Genomic DNA, 16980 nt, shown 5'->3' with positions numbered 1-16980 from the left:
AAAAAGGAATTGTCCAATGGCAGGAAGCAGCCTTCTGGTTCTGATCGATGACATCGCCACCGTTCTGGACGATGTTGCCCTGATGACAAAAGCCGCCACCAAGAAAACCGCAGGTGTTCTGGGGGATGATCTGGCGCTCAACGCCCAGCAGGTGACCGGTGTAAAGCCTGCCCGGGAACTGCCAGTGGTCCTCGCGGTTGCCCGCGGCTCCATGATCAACAAGGCCATCCTGGTGCCGGCGGCCCTTGCGATCAGTTTTTTCATGCCCTGGCTGGTAACGCCTCTGCTGATGCTCGGCGGTGCGTTCCTGTGTTTTGAGGGCTTCGAGAAGCTGGTGCACAAGTTTTTGCACCGGGAGCAGGACCAGAAGCGCAAAGGCGAGCTGCGTGAAGCCCTGAAGAGCCCGGACGTCGACTTGCGGGCGATCGAGAAAGACAAGATCAAGGGCGCCATCCGCACCGACTTCATTCTGTCTGCCGAGATCATTGCCATTACCCTTGGAACGGTAACGACCCAGACCATCGGCATGCAGTTCATGGTGCTGGCGGTGGTCGCCATCCTCATCACGGTCTGTGTTTACGGTCTGGTGGCGGGGATCGTGAAACTGGACGACGGCGGTCTCTACCTCAGCCAGCAAGAGAACCCGGTGCTCCAGCAGTTGGGTTCAGGCATTCTCTGGCTGGCCCCCTATCTGATGAAGACACTCTCCATTCTGGGCACTCTGGCAATGTTTCTGGTGGGCGGTGGCATTCTTACCCACGGACTGACGCCGGTATACGACGCTATTCATCACTTTGCCGAGGGGTTCAGTGGTGTGGCTGGTGTGCTCGTGCCAACGGTGGCCAATGGCCTGTTCGGTGTGCTGGCAGGTGCGCTACTGGTGGCCATTATCACGCCACTGACGCGATGGTGGCAGGCGAGGAACGCCTGAGAAGGCCGGGGCTCTAGAGGCAGGCGTCGAACAGCCGACTCACCAGTACCGGTACCGCGGTTTCGACCCGCAGAATACGGGGGCCGAGATGCACGCTCTGGCAGCCGGCTTCTTCCAGTTTGCCCACTTCGTAAGCCGTGAAGCCACCCTCCGGGCCAATGCAGAGCACGGTCGGCTGGTTGAGGTGCACAGGGCAGGGGGTGCTTGTGCCGGGATGCGCTACCAGGGCTCGTTTATCCGCCAATAGCGCCGGCAACTCATCTTCCACGAAGGGTTTGAACAGCTTGCGGATATGCACCTGTGGCATCAGGGTATCTTTTGCCTGTTCCAGCCCCAGCGTGAGGTTCTCCCGAAGCTGTTCGTCTGAGAGCCATGGCGTCTGCCAGAAGCTTTTCTCGACCTTGTAGCTGTTGATCAGCCAGAGATCCTTCACACCGAGGGCAGCGCAGGTTTGCAGGATACGGCGGAACATCTTGGGCCTGGGCATGGCGAGTATCAGGGTGAGCGGTAGAGGCGGCGGCGGAGCCTGATCCAGCGTCACCCGCAGCTCCGCCTCGGTATCGGTAAGCCGGATCACTTCGCCGGTTCCCAACTGGCCATCCGCGCGGCCGACGGGCACGGTGTCGCCAGCAACCACTTTGATCACGGACTGCAGGTGCGCCAGGCGTCGACCGCGCAGAACGGCACGGTCAGTTGCCACGAAATCCTCGTCAAACAGTAACGCCAGATTCATTCGCCGGCGGGCTCATCGCTTTCCGGGTCTGCGACTTCCCGTTTTGCCAGCCGCCCGAACAGGATACCGACCTCGAACAGGATCCACATGGGAACCGCGAGAAGGGTCTGGGAAATAATATCCGGCGGCGTCAGCAGCATGCCGATGATGAAACAGCCCACCACCACGTAGGGGCGCTTGGCTGCAAGATCGGCGGGCGTGGTGGCGCCGGTGAGAATCAACAGCACCGTGGCGATCGGAATTTCGAAGGCCACACCGAAGGCGAAGAACATCTTGAGTACAAAATTGAGGTAGCTGGTGATGTCCGGAAGTTCGACGATGCCTTCGGGGCCTATCGCAGTAAAGAAGCCGAACACCAGCGGGAAAACCACGTAATAGGCAAACGCCGCGCCCGCGTAAAACAGGATGACCGAGGTAAACAGCAGCGGAAAGGCCAGGCGTTTTTCGTGGGCGTAGAGGCCCGGCGCAATAAAGCTCCAGAGCTGGTAGAGAATGATCGGAATGGCAGCGAACACAGCCAGAACCAGGGCCAGCTTCAGCGGTGCGAAGAAGGGCGACGTAACATCCGTTGCGATCATGGTCTGGCCAACGGGCAACAGGGAACGGATGGGCTCCGACAGCCACAGGTAAAGTTCGTTGGCAAACGGATAAATGGCAGCGAAGCAGACCAGCACCGCAAGAACCATTTTCAGAAGGCGATTACGCAGTTCGAGCAGGTGCTCGATCAGTGGCATTTCCTGCTGCTCCGGAGGCAGCTGGTTGCCGTCGGGTTTTGCATTCATGAACGATTATCCGGCGGACTTTGCGGGGTTTCGCGTTTGGGTTGTTCGTTTCCGTCAGAGCCGGAATCTGGCGTCTGCGAGGAGCTACCAGCATCGGGCTGATCCTGCGCTGGAGCCTCAGAGGCCTTTGGCTGGCCGGATACCCGCCGTGTCGCAGGTGCAGGCCTTGGCTTCTGGGTCTCGTTCTCGGGCAGGATCATGTGCTCGTATTTCCTGGCTTCGTCCAGGGCGCCACGCACGGTTTTCTGAACGTCGTCGAGGCCAACATCTCCTGCCTTGCGAAGCTCGTCGCGGAGTTCGCCGGCTTTTAGCTCCCGGTCCAGTTCCGAGGTGAACTGGCCAACCATGCGCCGTGCACCACCCACCCAGCGGCCAGCCGCACGGGCGGCCGCAGGCAGGCGCTCGGGGCCGAGTACCAATAGCGCTATGACGCCGCAGATCAGCAGCTCAAGAAAGCCGATATCGAACATTCAGCCTGGTCTCAGCTGTGGGACTTGTCCCGGGGCTTGTCTTCGGCCGCCGCTTGTTGCTGTGGCTGCTCCCCTTCCTTGCCTTCCAGGGATTCCTGGTTCTCGGCCTTGGAGTCCTCATCGCTCATGGACTTCTTGAAGCCGCGAATGGCACCACCGAGGTCGCTGCCGATGTTGCGAAGCTTCTTGGTTCCGAACAACAGAATGACAATGCCGAGTACGATAAGTAATTGCCAGATGCTGATACCCATTACGGGGTCCTCATTTTAATGTTTCTGTTCAATGACATTGTACGTTACCAGAACCGTTACGCGGAAACCCCTTTAGAGGTATTACCGCTCACTTGTTCCTCGACGCTTTTTCTTCCAGGCCTGACAGATCGAACCGGCTGGCCAGTTCGTCCAGGATGTCCTTCGGGCCAAGGCCCAGTCTCGACAGCATGACCATGCTGTGGAACCAGAGGTCGGCGGTTTCATAAACCACGTCCCGGGTTTCCCCGGAATGCTCTGCGTCCTTGGCTGCCAGCAGGGTTTCCGTGCACTCTTCCCCCACTTTTTCCAGGATCTTGTTCAGGCCCTTGGCGTGGAGGCTGGCTACATAGGAGGTTTCCGGGTCTGCCTCTTTCCTGGCCTCCAGAACCCTCGCCAGGTTTTCCAATACATCGCTCACAGTCCGTGCTCCTCAGTTGCTGCCGTAAATAGTGCCGGGGTCCTTGATCACCGGGTCAACGCTGACCCACTGACCGTCTTTCAAAGTCCGGTAGAAGCAGCTGCGTCTGCCAGTATGGCAGGCGATGCCGCCTTTTTGTTCTACTTTCAGCAGGATGACGTCCTCGTCGCAGTCCAGTCGAATGTCCCGGATGACCTGTTGGTGCCCCGAGGTTTCCCCTTTGCGCCAGAGCTTGCCCCGGGAGCGCGACCAGTATACGGCGTGGCCTTCTTCGGCGGTCAGCCTGAGCGACTCGCGGTTCATCCAGGCCATCATCAGGATGTCGCCGGTGTCGGCGTCCTGGGCGATGGCCGGAACCAGGCCGTCCTCTGTCCAGCGAATGGCATCCAGCCAGTCAGGGGTCTCGACGTTATCCGAGCTATTTTGCATTTTTGTGAATCCTGAAATCTTTATCGGTTATCGGCTGCCCCGGAGCATGAGCCCGCCGGCGACGGCAAACAGGGCCCAGCTCCAGGCAGGCACGCTTTCAATCCACTGCCGGCTCTCGGGCTGAGTGCCCAGAAAGCCGCCGGCAATGAGCAGTACCGCCAATGTCGCCCGCCGCCAACGCCGCTCGGTACGGATCTGCTGCTCCCGGAGCAACGCCAGTGTTGCCCGGTTCTGGGGCTCGGTGGGCCCCGCCTGCCGCAGTTGCAAGAGCGCATCGTGCACCAGCTGGGGCATTTCCGGCGACTGTTCCAGCCAGGAGGGAAGGTGCGACTGCAGCGACTTGATCAGCCCCGAAGGGCCAATGCGTTTGCGCATCCAGGTCTCGAGGTAGGGTTGCGCGGTGCTCCACAAATCCAGATCCGGATACAGCTGTCGGCCCAGACCTTCAACGTTCAGGAGGGTTTTCTGCAGCAGAACGAGCTGGGGCTGCACTTCCATATTGAACCGCCGTGCCGTCTGGAACAGGCGCAACAGGAAGTGGCCGAACGAGATATCCTTCAACGGCTTCTCGAAGATGGGCTCGCAAACAGTACGTATGGCCGCCTCAAACTGGTTCACTGGCGTGTCGGGCGGTACCCAGCCGGACTGAATATGCAGCTGCGCAACCTGCCGATAATCCCGGCGGAAAAAGGCCAGAAGGTTTCGGGCAAGATAGCTCTGGTCATCCGGTGCCAGGGTGCCAACGATGCCGAAATCGATGGCGATATATCGGGGATCCGAGGGATTGGACGTATCCACAAAGATGTTGCCCGGATGCATGTCGGCATGGAAGAAGCTGTCCCGGAACACCTGGGTAAAGAAAATTTCCACGCCTTTTTCAGCCAGTACCTTCATGTCGACGCCGGCGGCCTTCAGAGCCGCAGTATCGGCAATGGGGATGCCGTGAATCCGCTCCATCACCAGCACGGATTTGCGGGTGTAGTCCCAGTCGATAAAGGGAATGTAGATCAGCGAGGAGTTTTCGAAATTCCGGCGCAGCTGGCTGGCGTTGGCGGCCTCGCGCTGGAGATCCAGCTCATCGTGAATGGTGGAATCGTAGTCGGCTACCACTTCCACCGGGTGCAGGCGCTTGCCTTCGGACCAGTATTTTTCCAGCAGGCCAGCCATCAGGTACATCAGGGCCAGATCCTGACGGATTACCTTCTCTATGCCCGGTCGCAGAACTTTCACGACTACCTTCTGGCCGTTGCGCAGGGTGGCTGCATGCACCTGGGCAACCGATGCCGAGGCAAGCGGGTCCGGACTGAATTCGGCAAACAGGTCCGAAACCGGGGCACCGAGGGAGGTTTCGATAATGCTCCGGGCTTCATTGCTCGGGAACGGCGGTACCCGGTCCTGGAGATTCTTCAGGGATTCCGCCATGTCGTCCGGCAGAAGATCCCTTCGGGTAGAGAGGATCTGGCCGAACTTTACGAACACGGGGCCCAGTTCCTCCAGCGCCAGCCGAAGGCGGTCGCCACGATCGAGCTTCGGTTGCGGGAACAGGTGCCAGGGCGCCAGCAGGAAAAACACCTTCAGGGGCGCGGGCAGTTCTGCGATTGGCAGGAACGTGTCCAGCCGGTAACGGCAAAATACCCAGGCAATTCGGAACAGGCGTTGCAGGCGGGTCACAGGTTCTCCGATTCGTCAGTCTTGCCGCGGTTTTCAATCAGATTAAGCCGCGCTTCCAGTCTTTCCGTGCGCAGGTTCAGTTCGTCGATATCCTCGAACGTAGCTTCCAGCTCCCGCCGACCGGGCAGGGCGCGACTTTCCTCGTGCACATACTCTTCGATGTTGGCATTCAGGGACTGAAAGGCCTGTCGACTCCATCGGATAGCGCCGCGAACCCGTTGGCCCAGGAAGTGTGCGGGCACATCGCCGATGTGCCGGGCCATGGCGGCTTCCCAATCCGGTTCAAGCTGGTTCAGGGCTCGTTGCAGCTGATGGGCCAGCGCTGTGTCGCCGGTCACGTCAAGACGGCCGTCGGCAAAGACCCGGTCATCGCCGGTGGCCAGCGCTGCAAAGGCGATGGGTTTGCCGGTGATCTCGAGCGCTGGCTGTTCGACCGGCTGGCTGCCGACGCGGACGCGGTTTCCGGCCCGGTCCAGGGTGTAAGTCAGGGCAATCGGGTCGGTGATATTGAACTGAACCGGCCCCGCCAACGCTTCCATCAAGGCACTATGCCCCGCAGGATCCAGTTCCAGTGCCCGGTTCAGGGCGCTTTCCAGGATAGCGGAGACAGCGGAAAGCAGGGTGGGGCCGGGAAACATCAGGGCTTGATTCCCACATGCAGGGCGACGATACCGCCGGTCATGTTGTAGTACTTGCAGTTCACCAGGCCGGCGTTCTCCATCATGCCCTTGAGGGTGTCCTGGTCGGGATGCATGCGGATGGATTCGGCCAGGTACTTGTAGCTTTCACTGTCGCCGGCGATGAGCTGGCCCATCAGGGGCAGGGCGGAAAACGAGTAGGTGTCGTAGGCCTTGCTCAGCAATGGATTGGTCGGCTTGGAGAATTCCAGGATCATCAGCTTGCCGCCGGGCTTGAGAACCCGGGTCATGTCGCGCAGGGCCTGGTCTTTATCGGTGACATTGCGCAGACCGAAGGCGATGGATACCGCATTGAAGTTGTTGTCCGGAAACGGCAGATGCTCGGCATCCGCCTGTACGTATTCAATGTTGCCGGCATAGCCGCGATCTGTCAGCCGGCTGCGGCCCACCTGCAGCATGGAGGCATTGATGTCGGCCAGCACCACCTTGCCGGACGGACCCACAAGGTCTGAAAACTTCATGGTGAGATCGCCAGTGCCGCCGGCAATGTCCAGCACCTGGTGGCCGGGACGCACGCCCGAAAGCTCAATGGTGAAACGTTTCCAGAGCCGGTGAATTCCCATGGACATCAGGTCATTCATGAGGTCGTACTTGCCCGCCACACTGTGGAACACCTCGGCCACCTGGCTCGCTTTCTGGCTCTTGGGCACATTGCGGAAACCGAAATGGGTTACGTCGTCCTGGCCGTTGCTGTTTGCGGCCTGGTTGGCTGGCGTTTGCTGCTCGCTCATGGGGCATGTCCTGTCAGAATCTGAACCCCGTATTCTAACCGCTGACGGGGTTGCTACAAGGGTGGCGGTGAGTTAAATAGCGCCCTAAACTGTAAATCTATCCAAATCCGAGAGAAAACCGCTTCATGTCTGTAATTGATGTACATCGCCCGCACACCCTGGATCAAGAACACGCAAGGCAGGCCGCAGAATCCCTTGCCAAAGACCTGTCCAGTCAGTTTGACGTGAATTATGAGTGGGAAGGCGACCACCTGAAGTTCAAGCGCAGTGGCGTCAAGGGACACCTGAACATCACCCCGACAGATCTGCACATTCACCTCGAGCTGGGCATGATGCTGCGGCCCTTCAAATCGCGGATCGAGCAGGAAATCCACTCCCAGCTGGACCAGATCATCAAGGCCTGAGCCAGCCAACTATCCCCGGCTCAGAGGTTTTCCGGCAGGCTGAACGGGTCCGGGTGATGGTCGAGAATGTTGCGCATTACCCGCTGCTCCCGGGAAACCAGCCGGTCGATCAGTAGCTCCACATCGTCCATCTTCCGGAAGGCGGAATAGCCCCGGTGCAGGAAGCTGTGCAGATCCGTCAGATCGGCCATCTCTGCCGGGCCCCGGGTCATCGATAGCAGCCATCCAAGGGTGCGGTTGCGGACATAGCGATCAAGTTGCTGGCCAACGTCTGCCACCAGGGTAATCTGTTTCTCTCTCTGCGCCAGCCGTCGGCTCTCCCGGTAGGCTGCACAATAGGCGTCCGTGGTGATTGCCCGCGCAGACACACCTTGCTGATGGAACAGTTCGGCGAGCTCCAGGTCCAGCTGTTGGGTGATCAGGTTCAGTTCCACGAGGCCGGCGAAGGTGTCCAGCAGATTATCTGGCAACCACTTCACCATTTTGGGAAACACCCGATCAATATTGTCGTCCCGGCGGGTCATGCCGGCCGGGGCGTAGAGGTCGGTCAGCAGAAATTCGAGGCCGTGGTGATATCCGGGATGGCGATAAAGATCCTCATGGGTCGACTTCAGCCGCTCCGCCTGCCAGTCGGCGACGGAGACGGCGTGTTCCATCAGCGGATGCTCGGCTTTCAGGCGCCGGAAATCATGGTAGTCCAGAAGCAGTTGCTGCAGCCGGCGAGCGCTTTCAGAGCGGGCTTCGGTAGCGACGAGGCGCTCACGGTACATGGGCGATGGCTCCACTAAACCTGAGGAAAAGAGCGTAGTTTAGCGGAGCTGCAGTGGTCTTGCAGCAGGGTGCAAGCCGGGCGTCAGCCCTGCGCGGCTGTCGGGAGCGTTTCGAACCCCGGAACCCATTCCTTGCTGTCCAGCGTAATGAAGTGGCTCGGTGCCTCGGTTTCCACGATGCGCATGGTGGTCGGGCTCTGGCGGGCGCTGGCCAGCATGGATGAGCGATCGAGAATGCGATCCACGGCAGGGATCAGGAAGGTGCCGTGGCGCACATGGCCGTAGACACTGCTGTCCGTCCGCGCCATCCAGTCCATGATGTTCTCGATGTTACGAACAATGGTCAGGTGATCCTTGGTGGCTGAGAACAGCTTGCTCAACAGCTGCTTCTTGCGCGGATTCATCTTGCCGAAAAAGGTCTGGCCATAGGCCGACGACGGAGCGCTGTTGATCAGACGGATCAGCCAGGGCCACATGCCGTGACTGACCGGTTCCAGAATGGTGGTTACCAGAGCTGAGAGCTTGCCGTTGGGGAGTACCGGTGCCTCCAGAACCACTTCCACGTCATCATAGAGCTCGGGCCATTGCTTGATGGCCTCGAGAATGACCGCTCCGCCACGGGAATGTCCATGAACCCGGATGTTCTGAGTAGTCGGGAGGCTGGAGAGCGCCTGGTTAAGAATGCAGGCGTCGTACTCGATCGTGCCTTCCAGCTGCTTGATCGGCACTTCCCATTCCGGCGTTTCCGGCGTAACGCCGTTTACCGGGATGTGGTAGTTGCTGCAGGTGAGCAGGATCAGTTCAGTGGTCGGCGCTTCATAGGCCTGGGTGAAGTAGCAGTGATTTTCCAGAAAGCCGTGCACGCCAATTACGGTCTGCTCCGCTTTGCCGCTGTGGTTGCGAACGGAAACAGCGCCCTTGCCGACGCGATACACATGCCCGGAAAACATTTCCGAGTAGGCGCTTTCAATCGGTTTGATCAGCTTGCGAACATGGCTCGCTTTCATAACTGTTCTCCCACCCAGCACGGCAATGGCCTGTTGTTGGAATTTGGTTGTGCTGGTAAGCCTTTTGTACCCCGATCATCTCGTTATGTTACTGGCTCTGAGTACGGATTTTTTGATGTCCCAGGGCCAATCGATCACGGATCGGCAGCGTTTAATAACCATTGCACCAAGGCTTATAACCAGTATAGGACTGAACAGTTACTCACGTGTAATTTTTTGTAACAGCGTGCGCTGGTGCCGCATATGGAGACGGCGCGGCTTGTCTGGCACAATGCGGAGTTCGGTTTTTACTTAGGGCGCCTCGTGCTTGGCATTGGATCCAGGGCCCCTTTCTTCATTACTTCTCCAGGGACGTTCGGGTTTGAGTCACGAGCAATCGCATCTCCTGCTACCTGCTGATTCGGCCTGGCTGGCCCTGGAGCGCCCGGAAAACCCCATGACCATCACCGTGATGTTGCGGGTTGATGGGCTTACTGCGCCCCGTTTCAGGGAGTTTCTGCGGGTGTACTGGATGGCCTGGGAGCGTTTCTGGTACATGCCCGTCAAGCGCTCACCTGCCTGGTGGTGGGAGCAGGATCCGACGTTTGATGTTAGCCACCACCTTGATGTGGTTGTGGATCGTTTCACGCCCGACAGCCTTCAGGAATGGGTGTCCGCGCGTCTGAACCAGCCTCTGCCCATGTATCGCCCGCGCTGGAAATTCTGGCTTGCGCCCAATGCCGAGGGTGGGGCGGTGCTACTGCTGCGCATTCACCACTGTTACGCCGATGGCCTGTCTCTGCTGGGCATCTTTGACCGACTGTGCCCGCCCTCTCCCCAGCAGCATCCCGCCATTTACGGCGCCCCCGAAATCGCGGAGCTGTCACGCTGGACGGCTGCGGCAAAGGCCTGGTTCGGGCAACTGATGGCATCCGAAGAGCCTTCTGAAGAATCCCACGGTGCTGGCAATGCAGACCGGTCCGCCGGTAATCAATGGCAGGACGCGGGTCGCTTGCTGGAGCGGGTCGCCCAGAAGAGCCTGAAGCTGGTCAATGAATTTTCGGAGTTCCTGGTGGAGCCGGAAGACACGGCGACGGATCTCAGGCAGCCGTTGCTGGGGAGGCGACATTGTCGCTGGTCCGAGCCGGTGCCCCTCGACCGCTTCAGAAACATTGTCCGAGCTACCAATGTAACCATCAACGATGTGTTGCTGAGCTGTGTGGCGGCGGCTGTGCGCACCCGCCTGGGCATTGAAGGCGAGGACCTCGATGAAGCCGTGCTGCATGCCGCCGTACCGGTGGATATTCGCAGTCGCCTGCCCGAGGAGCTCAAGCCGGCACCCGGCGCGCTGGGCAATTATTTTGGCACCGTGTTTGTACCTTTGCCGGTGGATGGTGAAAGTCCCCTCGAGCGACTTTTCCGCATCAAGCACGAAACCCGCCGTCTTAAGAAAAGCTGGCAGCCCGGCATTGCCTGGGGTCTCGCGGCCAGCGCCACGATTGTTCCAGAGCCTTGGCGGGAGCCGTTGGCCGAGGTGTTCTACCGCAAGGCCAGTGCCGTGGTGTCCAACGTGCCCGGCACTCCGGAGGCCCGGTATATTGCCGGCTGCCGGATAACCGAACAGATGTTCTGGGTGCCCCAGGCCGGGGATATCGGTTTGGGTATCAGCATTGTCAGCTACGCCGACCAGGTGCAGTTTGGCGTCGTTGCCGATGAGGCGGTGATGGCCGACCCCGAAGACTTCCTCAACGACTGCCTGCAGGAACTGGCTCAGTTCCCCGGCGACTGATCCGCCGGGTCGTACTCCCAAAGTTTCAATTCAAGTGCCTCCCAAATGAGCAGAAAACCTGCTCCGTCGAAGCATTTTCCCCCTCCCTTGCATCACCGACCATGGAATTCAGGCGACAGACCGCGCCTGGGGCGTCCGGATGATCCGGGCCTCCGATCCCAGATTTCCAAAAACAACCGGGGGAACTATGAAAAACAATAACGTCAGAAAGTCAGGGTTAGCGATTGCCATGGCAGCGGCCATGGGCGCCAGCGCAGGAGCCAATGCCGCTGTTGAGCTGTATAACCAGGACGGCACCAGCTTTTCCGTGGATGGCTACTTCAACGCATTCTACGTAAACCGTGACGACAAGCAGAACGACGTTCGGGATTCCCGCATCAAGATGGGCTTCCTGCCGAACACCATCGGCTTCAATTTCAGCAAGGATATGGGTGATCTGACCCTGGGCGGACGTTCTTCGTTCTGGACCACCATCAATGACAGTCTTGATTCACCCACAGACACCGCCATCGACGTGCGTCAGTTCTATGCCACGGTAGACGGCGATTTTGGTCAGGTGCTGATTGGTAAGGACTTCGGCCTGTATGCCCGCTCCAACATTTTCCTCGACGAAATCCTGATGGGATTCGGTTCCCCGGGCGTCGCCGGTGGCGTTTCCTTCGGCAATATCCGCGCAGGCTATCCGTACCCGACACCTTCCGCCCAGATTACCTATCGCTCGCCGGATATGGGCGGCCTCAAGGTCGCGGCCGGTGTTCTGGATCCCGCCGATACGGTGACCGGTGCCAATGACGAAAATGCCGCACCCCGCTTCGAGTCCGAGGTAACCTACAACGCCAACCTGAACGATGTGGCCCTGACCGGCTGGGTGAACGGGCGCTATCAGTCTGCTGAAAATGGCAGCACGACCGTCGACAGCACAGGCCTCGGCTACGGTATCAAGGCGTCGGTCGCGGGACTGACCCTGGCTGCTTCCGGTTTTACTTCCAAGGGTGACAACCCGGTTCTGATCGGCAACGGTGCGGTGACCGAAGACGATGCCGACGGCTTCCTGGTTCAGGGCTCCTATGCCTTCGGTGCCAATCGCGTTGTGCTTTCCTACGGCGAGACGGACGCTGAAATCCTGAATCTGGAAACCGAGAGCACAACGCTCGGGTTCTTCCACGATGTAAACAGCAACTTCAAGCTGGTTGCCGAGTACAACATGTACGAAGACAACAACCGCACCACCGGTGCAACCACCACTGAGGCGGACACCATCGCCCTTGGCGCCATCGTGATGTTCTAAGCCCTACCTGGCGTTGCGGGTGGCAGGAGGCCTCTCGCTGCGCTGGTTTGTCTAAGACTAAAGTGCCGGTTTGCCTTGAGGCAAACCGGCAGCGCCACCAGGCATTGATTCAGGAGGCAGTTTAATCAATGGCTTACGATCATTTTGGCGCGCCGATTAAAAGCACTGAAGTCGCATTGGCTGCGTTTGCGGATGCCGTAGAATCGGTGAAAAGTCATCCGTTTTCGGGAACCGCGTTTATGAAGCCAGCGACGACCCTGCCTGCGGTCCGGGTAGCGAGCTCCAGCGTTCGCGATCCCATGTTGGCCGCCACCAATCTCGCCAGCCAGCTCAGCCACGAGCATCTTGGCTGTGTACTCTTCTTCTGTTCTGCGGAATACGACCTGGGTCGACTTGGTAGTGCCCTTGAGCACAGTTTTCAAGGTGCGCGTGTCTGCGGCTGCACTTCGGCCGGGGAGATCACTCCGGACGGCTACGGACGTGGATGCATCACCGCCATCGGGTTTGACAGCCGCTATTTCGCCATCGATTGCGCACTGATCCGGGAGCTGGACCGATTCACCCTGCAGGATGCCCAGGGGGTAATCGACGGCCTGCTTTCGACCTGTCGGGATGCCAGACTCGCGCCGGTCAAAGGCAACACCTTTGCCATCACGCTGCTGGACGGCCTTTCGAGTCGTGAAGAGCTGGTGCTGGCAACGCTCAACTCGGCCCTTGGCACCATTCCCCAGTTTGGCGGTTCTGCCGGCGACGACGAGCGCCTGGCCAACACCCATGTGTTCTACGACGGCCAGTTCCATACCGGAGCCGCCACGGTGTTGCTGGTAAATACACCGCTGGATTTCCGGGTGTTTTCCACGCACCACATGGTCGAACGCAGTGAAAAGCTGGTGGTGACCAACGCCTGCGCGGAAAGTCGCACGGTATACGAGCTCAACGCCGAGCCGGCGGCCGATGCCTATGCCCGAGCCGTTGGCGTGGATGTCGAAGCACTGGATCGCAAGGTGTTTGCGCTACGGCCCATGGGGGTGAAAATCGGCGGCCACTATTTTGTCCGCTCGGTGCAGCGGGTAAACCCGGACAAGAGTCTGACTTTCTATTGCGCCGTGGAAACCGGAATCGTGATGACGGCCATGGAGCCGGAATCCCTGCTGGACAGCGTTCGTACCCAGATAGAAGCCGCAGAACGGGTTGTGGGGCCACCTCTGGTGACCATCGGCTGCGATTGTTTTCTGCGCAGGCTGGAGGCTGAACTGACCGGGGAGGTGGAAGCGGTCTCGCAGTTCCTCCGCCACCACAATGTGATTGGCTTTAACACGTACGGCGAGCAGTTCGACGGTATGCACATCAACCAGACGTTTACGGGGGTGGTCATTGGCCAGCCTGATGTCCGTTCCGAACAAGATTGAAGCACCCGTTGAAGACAGGCGGGATCTCCGGATTGCCGAACTTGAGGCGGAGAACGAGCGCCTGCGGCGGATTCGCGATGCCCTGATTGTCCGGGTGGAGTCCGGCTCTGCCCATAAGCCGGAGCCCTACGCCGCCTTCGAGCACTCGGTGGTGCTTGCCGAGCAGGTTCGGGAGCGGACCGAGGCGCTGAACCAGGCCATGGAGCAGCTCAAGGGCAGCAACAAGGCCCTGAACCGGGCCAGGGAGGAAGCCGAGACAACCCGCCAGAGACTGAGTGATGCTATAGAGAGTATTGCCGATGGCTTCGTGCTCTTTGATAACAAGCATTGCCTGATCCAGAGCAACAGTCGGTTCCGGAGCTACTGGCGACACGCCGGCGTTGATGCGCCGGGCCAGGGCACCCGGATTTCAGACGTAAAGCGGCAGGCGGTGGCCTGCGGTCTGGTCCTGGAGGAACACAGCCATCCGGATTCGGAAGGCGTGGTGTTTCTGCTGGCCAACGGCCGCTGGGTTCAGGTTACCGAGAGACCGACCCGGGAAGGTGGGTTGGTGGTGCTCTATTCCGACATCACCGATGTGAAGAACAGCGAAATGGCCCGCCGGATCAAGGCGCTCGAAGAGAGCGAGCGCTGGATCCGGGTGGTGACCGACCATGTTCCCGCGCTGATTGCCTATATCGGCGCCGACATGACCATCCAGTTCTGCAACAAGGTCTATGAGTCATGGTACGGGCGCAAAGGCGAGTCGCCCCTCGGCAAACGTCTTAACGAGGTGCATTCGCCAGAGTTCTACCAGCGCCTGCTTCCCCAGATTCTCGATGTCATGGACGGCCACAACGTGACGTTCGAATTCGAGGAGACCGGTGAACAGGGTGAGGTACGCCACATGCTGCGTTCCTACGTGCCGAATTTCGATGAGCAGGGCGACATCATCGGTTTCTTCGTGCTGATCCGGGACATTACCGACCGTCGAAAGACCGCCCTGGCTCTGGAGCAGGCCTATGACAATCTGGAGCGCCGGGTGAAGGAACGCACCGCGGCCCTGACCGGCCTGAACAACCAGCTGCGCCAGGAAATCACCGAGCGGGCGGCGGTAGAGGCACGGCTTCGGGATGCCAAGCTCGAGGCCGAGCGGGCCAACCTCTCGAAAACGAAGTTCCTGGCGGCCGTCAGCCACGACTTGCTGCAACCCCTGAATGCCGCACGGTTATTCACCAGTGCATTGCTGGAACAGTCGTTCGGGCCCAAGGCTGAAGGCCTGGTTCGATCGGTGAGCACCTCTCTGGATGACGTTGAAAACCTGCTGGGCACCCTGGTTGATATTTCCAAGCTCGATGCCGGCGTGATCAAACCGGATGTCACCGCCTTTGACCTTCGGGACCTGCTCAATAATATCGCACGGGAATTCCGCCAGATGGCCATGGCCGAGGGGCTGCAACTGGACTTTATTGCCAGCTCCGCGATTGTGGAGTCCGATTCCCAGTTGCTGGCGCGGATTCTCCGGAATTTCCTCACCAACGCCATTCGCTACACTGGCAACGGCCGGATCCTGCTTGGCGTTCGCCGACAAAAGGATCATGTGCTGTTGCAGGTGTGGGATACCGGCCCGGGGATTCCCGAAGACAAACTCACCGAGATCTTCCAGGAATTCAAGCGTATTCGCCCCGCCGGTTCACAGCCTGATAAAGGCCTGGGACTCGGTCTGGCCATCGTCGACAAAATATCCCGAATGCTGGGGCACGAGGTGACGGTGAATTCCAGCGAGGGCAGGGGGTCAGTCTTCAGCGTCCGGGTCCCCGTCGGAAAGCTGAAGCCCAGGCAAGCAGCGCCCGACCAGAACCGGGCCCTGTCTTTCGATAGCGGTCTGGGTGGGTCCCGGATTTGGGTGATCGACAACGACCAGTCTATTTGCCAAGGCATGCAAACCCTGCTCGAAGGTTGGGACTGCCAGGTAGTGACGGCGGTATCCCTGGAAGATCTCGAACGCCAGTTGGACCCGGCCAGCAGCGCGGTGGACCTTATCCTGGCGGACTACCATCTGGACAACGATGAAAACGGCGTGGATGTGGTTGCGGAGATCAATGGCCGCCGGAGATGTCCGGCGCCAGTGGTGATGATTACGGCTAACTACACCAACGAACTCAAGCAGCATATCCGCGAACTTGGGCACCTGCTGATGAACAAGCCGGTGAAGCCTCTGAAGCTGCGCAGTGCGCTGAGTCATCTACTGAGAAGCTGACGGCGGTCTCATACGAAAAGGGTCAGATGAACATGTCACCTGACCCTTTATAGCCTTTGAAGTCCTGACTTTATTACCGCTTCAGATACTGACTGAAATCCACATCGCTGGCAGACAGAATCGCCTGCACCCGGTTGTGAACCCCGAGCTTGCGTAGGATTGCGGAAACATGGGCCTTCACCGTGGTTTCGGCGATGTTCAGGTTATAGGCGATCTGCTTGTTGGATTCGCCCTTGGACATGCGCTCGAGCACCAGCAGCTGCCGACGTGTCAGTGAGTTGAGCAGCTCCGGTGAAATCGGGTTGTCTTCATTGCGGCCACGACGAGTATTGCTCTCCTTGCCGGTTCGGATGATGTCCGAGGGCAGGTAGACATTGCCGTTCAGTATCTGCTGGATGGCCTCGGTCATCTGGGCCCTGGGCGAGGACTTGGTAATGAATCCGCAGGCGCCGTAGGTAATGGCCTGCAGTACCACCTGCTTGTCTTCCTCGGCAGAGACAATCACCACCGGAATGGTCGGGGCTTCGTTGCGCAACGTGATCAGGCCGTTGAGACCATGCATGCCGGGCATGTTCAGGTCCAGCAGGATCAGGTCCAGGTCGTCATTCTCACGGGTAATGTCGAGAGCGCTGTCCAGATCGTCGGTTTCGATGATCTCGCTGCCCTCAAAGCCAGAGGCGATAACGCTGCTGATGGCTTCCCGGAACAGCGGGTGGTCGTCGGCAATCAGGATCTTGTAAGCCGGCTCCATGGATGGGTCTACCTGTTTGTTTTCAGTGTCGGGAATGGCTTCCGAATCATGATAACGGTTTTCGGAAGAGAGTGCGGCATCGAGCTCGTTCAGCATAGCGGCCTCCTGTGCAGAGAATCGCCGGAGTCGGAGTTGATCCTCTGTTTATTATTGTGATGGTTTCATTACACGCCATCTTGGTCTCGGGTTGAATGCGACCATCGCACCAAAAAACAGGCACCAAAGTACTA

General features: G+C 59.2%; 18 protein-coding genes. 6 read left to right on the top strand and 12 right to left on the bottom strand.

Going from position 1 to position 16980, the window contains the following annotated elements:
- Window positions 1-16: 16 nt before the first annotated feature.
- Window positions 17-931 (top strand): DUF808 domain-containing protein, encoded by a 915-nt coding sequence (locus ACP86_RS06550; protein WP_053113124.1) that lies wholly within the window; start codon window positions 17-19, stop codon window positions 929-931.
- A gap of 13 nt (window positions 932-944) precedes the next feature.
- Here ACP86_RS06550 and ACP86_RS06545 read toward each other — a convergent pair whose 3' ends face one another.
- The 9 genes from ACP86_RS06545 to ubiE all read right to left on the bottom strand — a co-directional run bounded on the left by ACP86_RS06545 (window position 945) and on the right by ubiE (window position 7114).
- Window positions 945-1664 (bottom strand): 16S rRNA (uracil(1498)-N(3))-methyltransferase, encoded by a 720-nt coding sequence (locus ACP86_RS06545; RefSeq protein WP_053113123.1) that lies wholly within the window; start codon window positions 1662-1664, stop codon window positions 945-947.
- The gene (gene tatC / locus ACP86_RS06540; protein WP_014578407.1) at window positions 1661-2446 is read right to left on the bottom strand and encodes a twin-arginine translocase subunit TatC; all 786 of its coding nucleotides are present in this window, start codon (window positions 2444-2446) and stop codon (window positions 1661-1663) included. Before tatC ends, ACP86_RS06545 begins: the two co-directional genes overlap by 4 nt.
- Window positions 2443-2916, bottom strand: coding sequence for a Sec-independent protein translocase protein TatB (gene tatB / locus ACP86_RS06535; RefSeq protein WP_014578406.1), 474 nt, complete (start codon window positions 2914-2916; stop codon window positions 2443-2445). The genes tatC and tatB overlap by 4 nt, the downstream gene beginning before the upstream one ends.
- Window positions 2917-2927: 11 nt before the next feature.
- Window positions 2928-3167: a Sec-independent protein translocase subunit TatA gene (gene tatA / locus ACP86_RS06530; protein WP_014578405.1), complete on the bottom strand. Its 240-nt coding sequence runs from the start codon at window positions 3165-3167 to the stop codon at window positions 2928-2930.
- 88 nt (window positions 3168-3255) lie between these two features.
- Window positions 3256-3585, bottom strand: a complete 330-nt coding sequence (locus ACP86_RS06525) for a phosphoribosyl-ATP diphosphatase (RefSeq protein ID WP_014578404.1) — start codon at window positions 3583-3585, stop codon at window positions 3256-3258.
- Between the two features lie 12 nt (window positions 3586-3597).
- Entirely contained in the window at window positions 3598-4014 is a 417-nt protein-coding gene (gene hisI, locus ACP86_RS06520; RefSeq protein WP_008170988.1) for a phosphoribosyl-AMP cyclohydrolase, read from the bottom strand.
- A 27-nt stretch (window positions 4015-4041) separates the two neighbouring features.
- On the bottom strand, window positions 4042-5685 hold the full coding sequence (gene ubiB / locus ACP86_RS06515) for a ubiquinone biosynthesis regulatory protein kinase UbiB (protein ID WP_053113122.1): 1644 nt from the start codon (window positions 5683-5685) through the stop codon (window positions 4042-4044).
- Window positions 5682-6323 carry an SCP2 domain-containing protein gene (locus tag ACP86_RS06510; protein ID WP_053113121.1) on the bottom strand — a complete coding sequence of 214 codons (642 nt, stop codon included), beginning with the start codon at window positions 6321-6323 and terminating at the stop codon, window positions 5682-5684. The genes ubiB and ACP86_RS06510 overlap by 4 nt, the downstream gene beginning before the upstream one ends.
- A complete protein-coding gene (gene ubiE / locus ACP86_RS06505) occupies window positions 6323-7114 on the bottom strand; it encodes a bifunctional demethylmenaquinone methyltransferase/2-methoxy-6-polyprenyl-1,4-benzoquinol methylase UbiE (protein WP_014578401.1) in 792 nt (263 codons plus the stop codon). The genes ACP86_RS06510 and ubiE overlap by 1 nt, the downstream gene beginning before the upstream one ends.
- 125 nt (window positions 7115-7239) lie before the next feature.
- Between ubiE and ACP86_RS06500 the strand changes: the two genes are divergently transcribed.
- A complete protein-coding gene (locus ACP86_RS06500; RefSeq protein WP_053113120.1) occupies window positions 7240-7518 on the top strand; it encodes a polyhydroxyalkanoic acid system family protein in 279 nt (92 codons plus the stop codon).
- Window positions 7519-7538: 20 nt separating this feature from the next.
- On the opposite strand, the gene ACP86_RS06495 is transcribed toward ACP86_RS06500, so the two are convergent.
- Together ACP86_RS06495 and ACP86_RS06490 are read right to left on the bottom strand one after the other, a co-directional pair.
- The gene (locus tag ACP86_RS06495) at window positions 7539-8288 is read right to left on the bottom strand and encodes an FFLEELY motif protein (protein ID WP_053113119.1); all 750 of its coding nucleotides are present in this window, start codon (window positions 8286-8288) and stop codon (window positions 7539-7541) included.
- A gap of 83 nt (window positions 8289-8371) precedes the next feature.
- The gene (locus ACP86_RS06490) at window positions 8372-9295 is read right to left on the bottom strand and encodes an alpha/beta hydrolase (RefSeq protein ID WP_014578398.1); all 924 of its coding nucleotides are present in this window, start codon (window positions 9293-9295) and stop codon (window positions 8372-8374) included.
- 361 nt (window positions 9296-9656) lie between these two features.
- Here ACP86_RS06490 and ACP86_RS06485 point away from each other — a divergent pair, with 361 nt between their 5' ends.
- The 4 genes from ACP86_RS06485 to ACP86_RS06470 all read left to right on the top strand — a co-directional run bounded on the left by ACP86_RS06485 (window position 9657) and on the right by ACP86_RS06470 (window position 15999).
- Window positions 9657-11063, top strand: a complete 1407-nt coding sequence (locus ACP86_RS06485; RefSeq protein WP_053113118.1) for a WS/DGAT domain-containing protein — start codon at window positions 9657-9659, stop codon at window positions 11061-11063.
- A 187-nt stretch (window positions 11064-11250) separates the two neighbouring features.
- Entirely contained in the window at window positions 11251-12351 is a 1101-nt protein-coding gene (locus ACP86_RS06480; RefSeq protein ID WP_053113117.1) for a porin, read from the top strand.
- A gap of 239 nt (window positions 12352-12590) precedes the next feature.
- Entirely contained in the window at window positions 12591-13760 is a 1170-nt protein-coding gene (gene nosP, locus ACP86_RS06475; protein WP_053115480.1) for a nitric oxide-sensing protein NosP, read from the top strand.
- Window positions 13738-15999 carry a hybrid sensor histidine kinase/response regulator gene (locus ACP86_RS06470; RefSeq protein ID WP_053115479.1) on the top strand — a complete coding sequence of 754 codons (2262 nt, stop codon included), beginning with the start codon at window positions 13738-13740 and terminating at the stop codon, window positions 15997-15999. Before nosP ends, ACP86_RS06470 begins: the two co-directional genes overlap by 23 nt.
- Before the next feature lie 73 nt (window positions 16000-16072).
- Here ACP86_RS06470 and ACP86_RS06465 read toward each other — a convergent pair whose 3' ends face one another.
- Window positions 16073-16750: a response regulator transcription factor gene (locus tag ACP86_RS06465; protein ID WP_041646379.1), complete on the bottom strand. Its 678-nt coding sequence runs from the start codon at window positions 16748-16750 to the stop codon at window positions 16073-16075.
- Between the last annotated feature and the right edge of the window lie 230 nt (window positions 16751-16980).

The organism is Marinobacter sp. CP1, assembly GCF_001266795.1.
In the GTDB taxonomy this organism is placed as follows: domain Bacteria; phylum Pseudomonadota; class Gammaproteobacteria; order Pseudomonadales; family Oleiphilaceae; genus Marinobacter; species Marinobacter flavimaris.
This window is presented reverse-complemented; position numbering and strand designations above follow the sequence as displayed.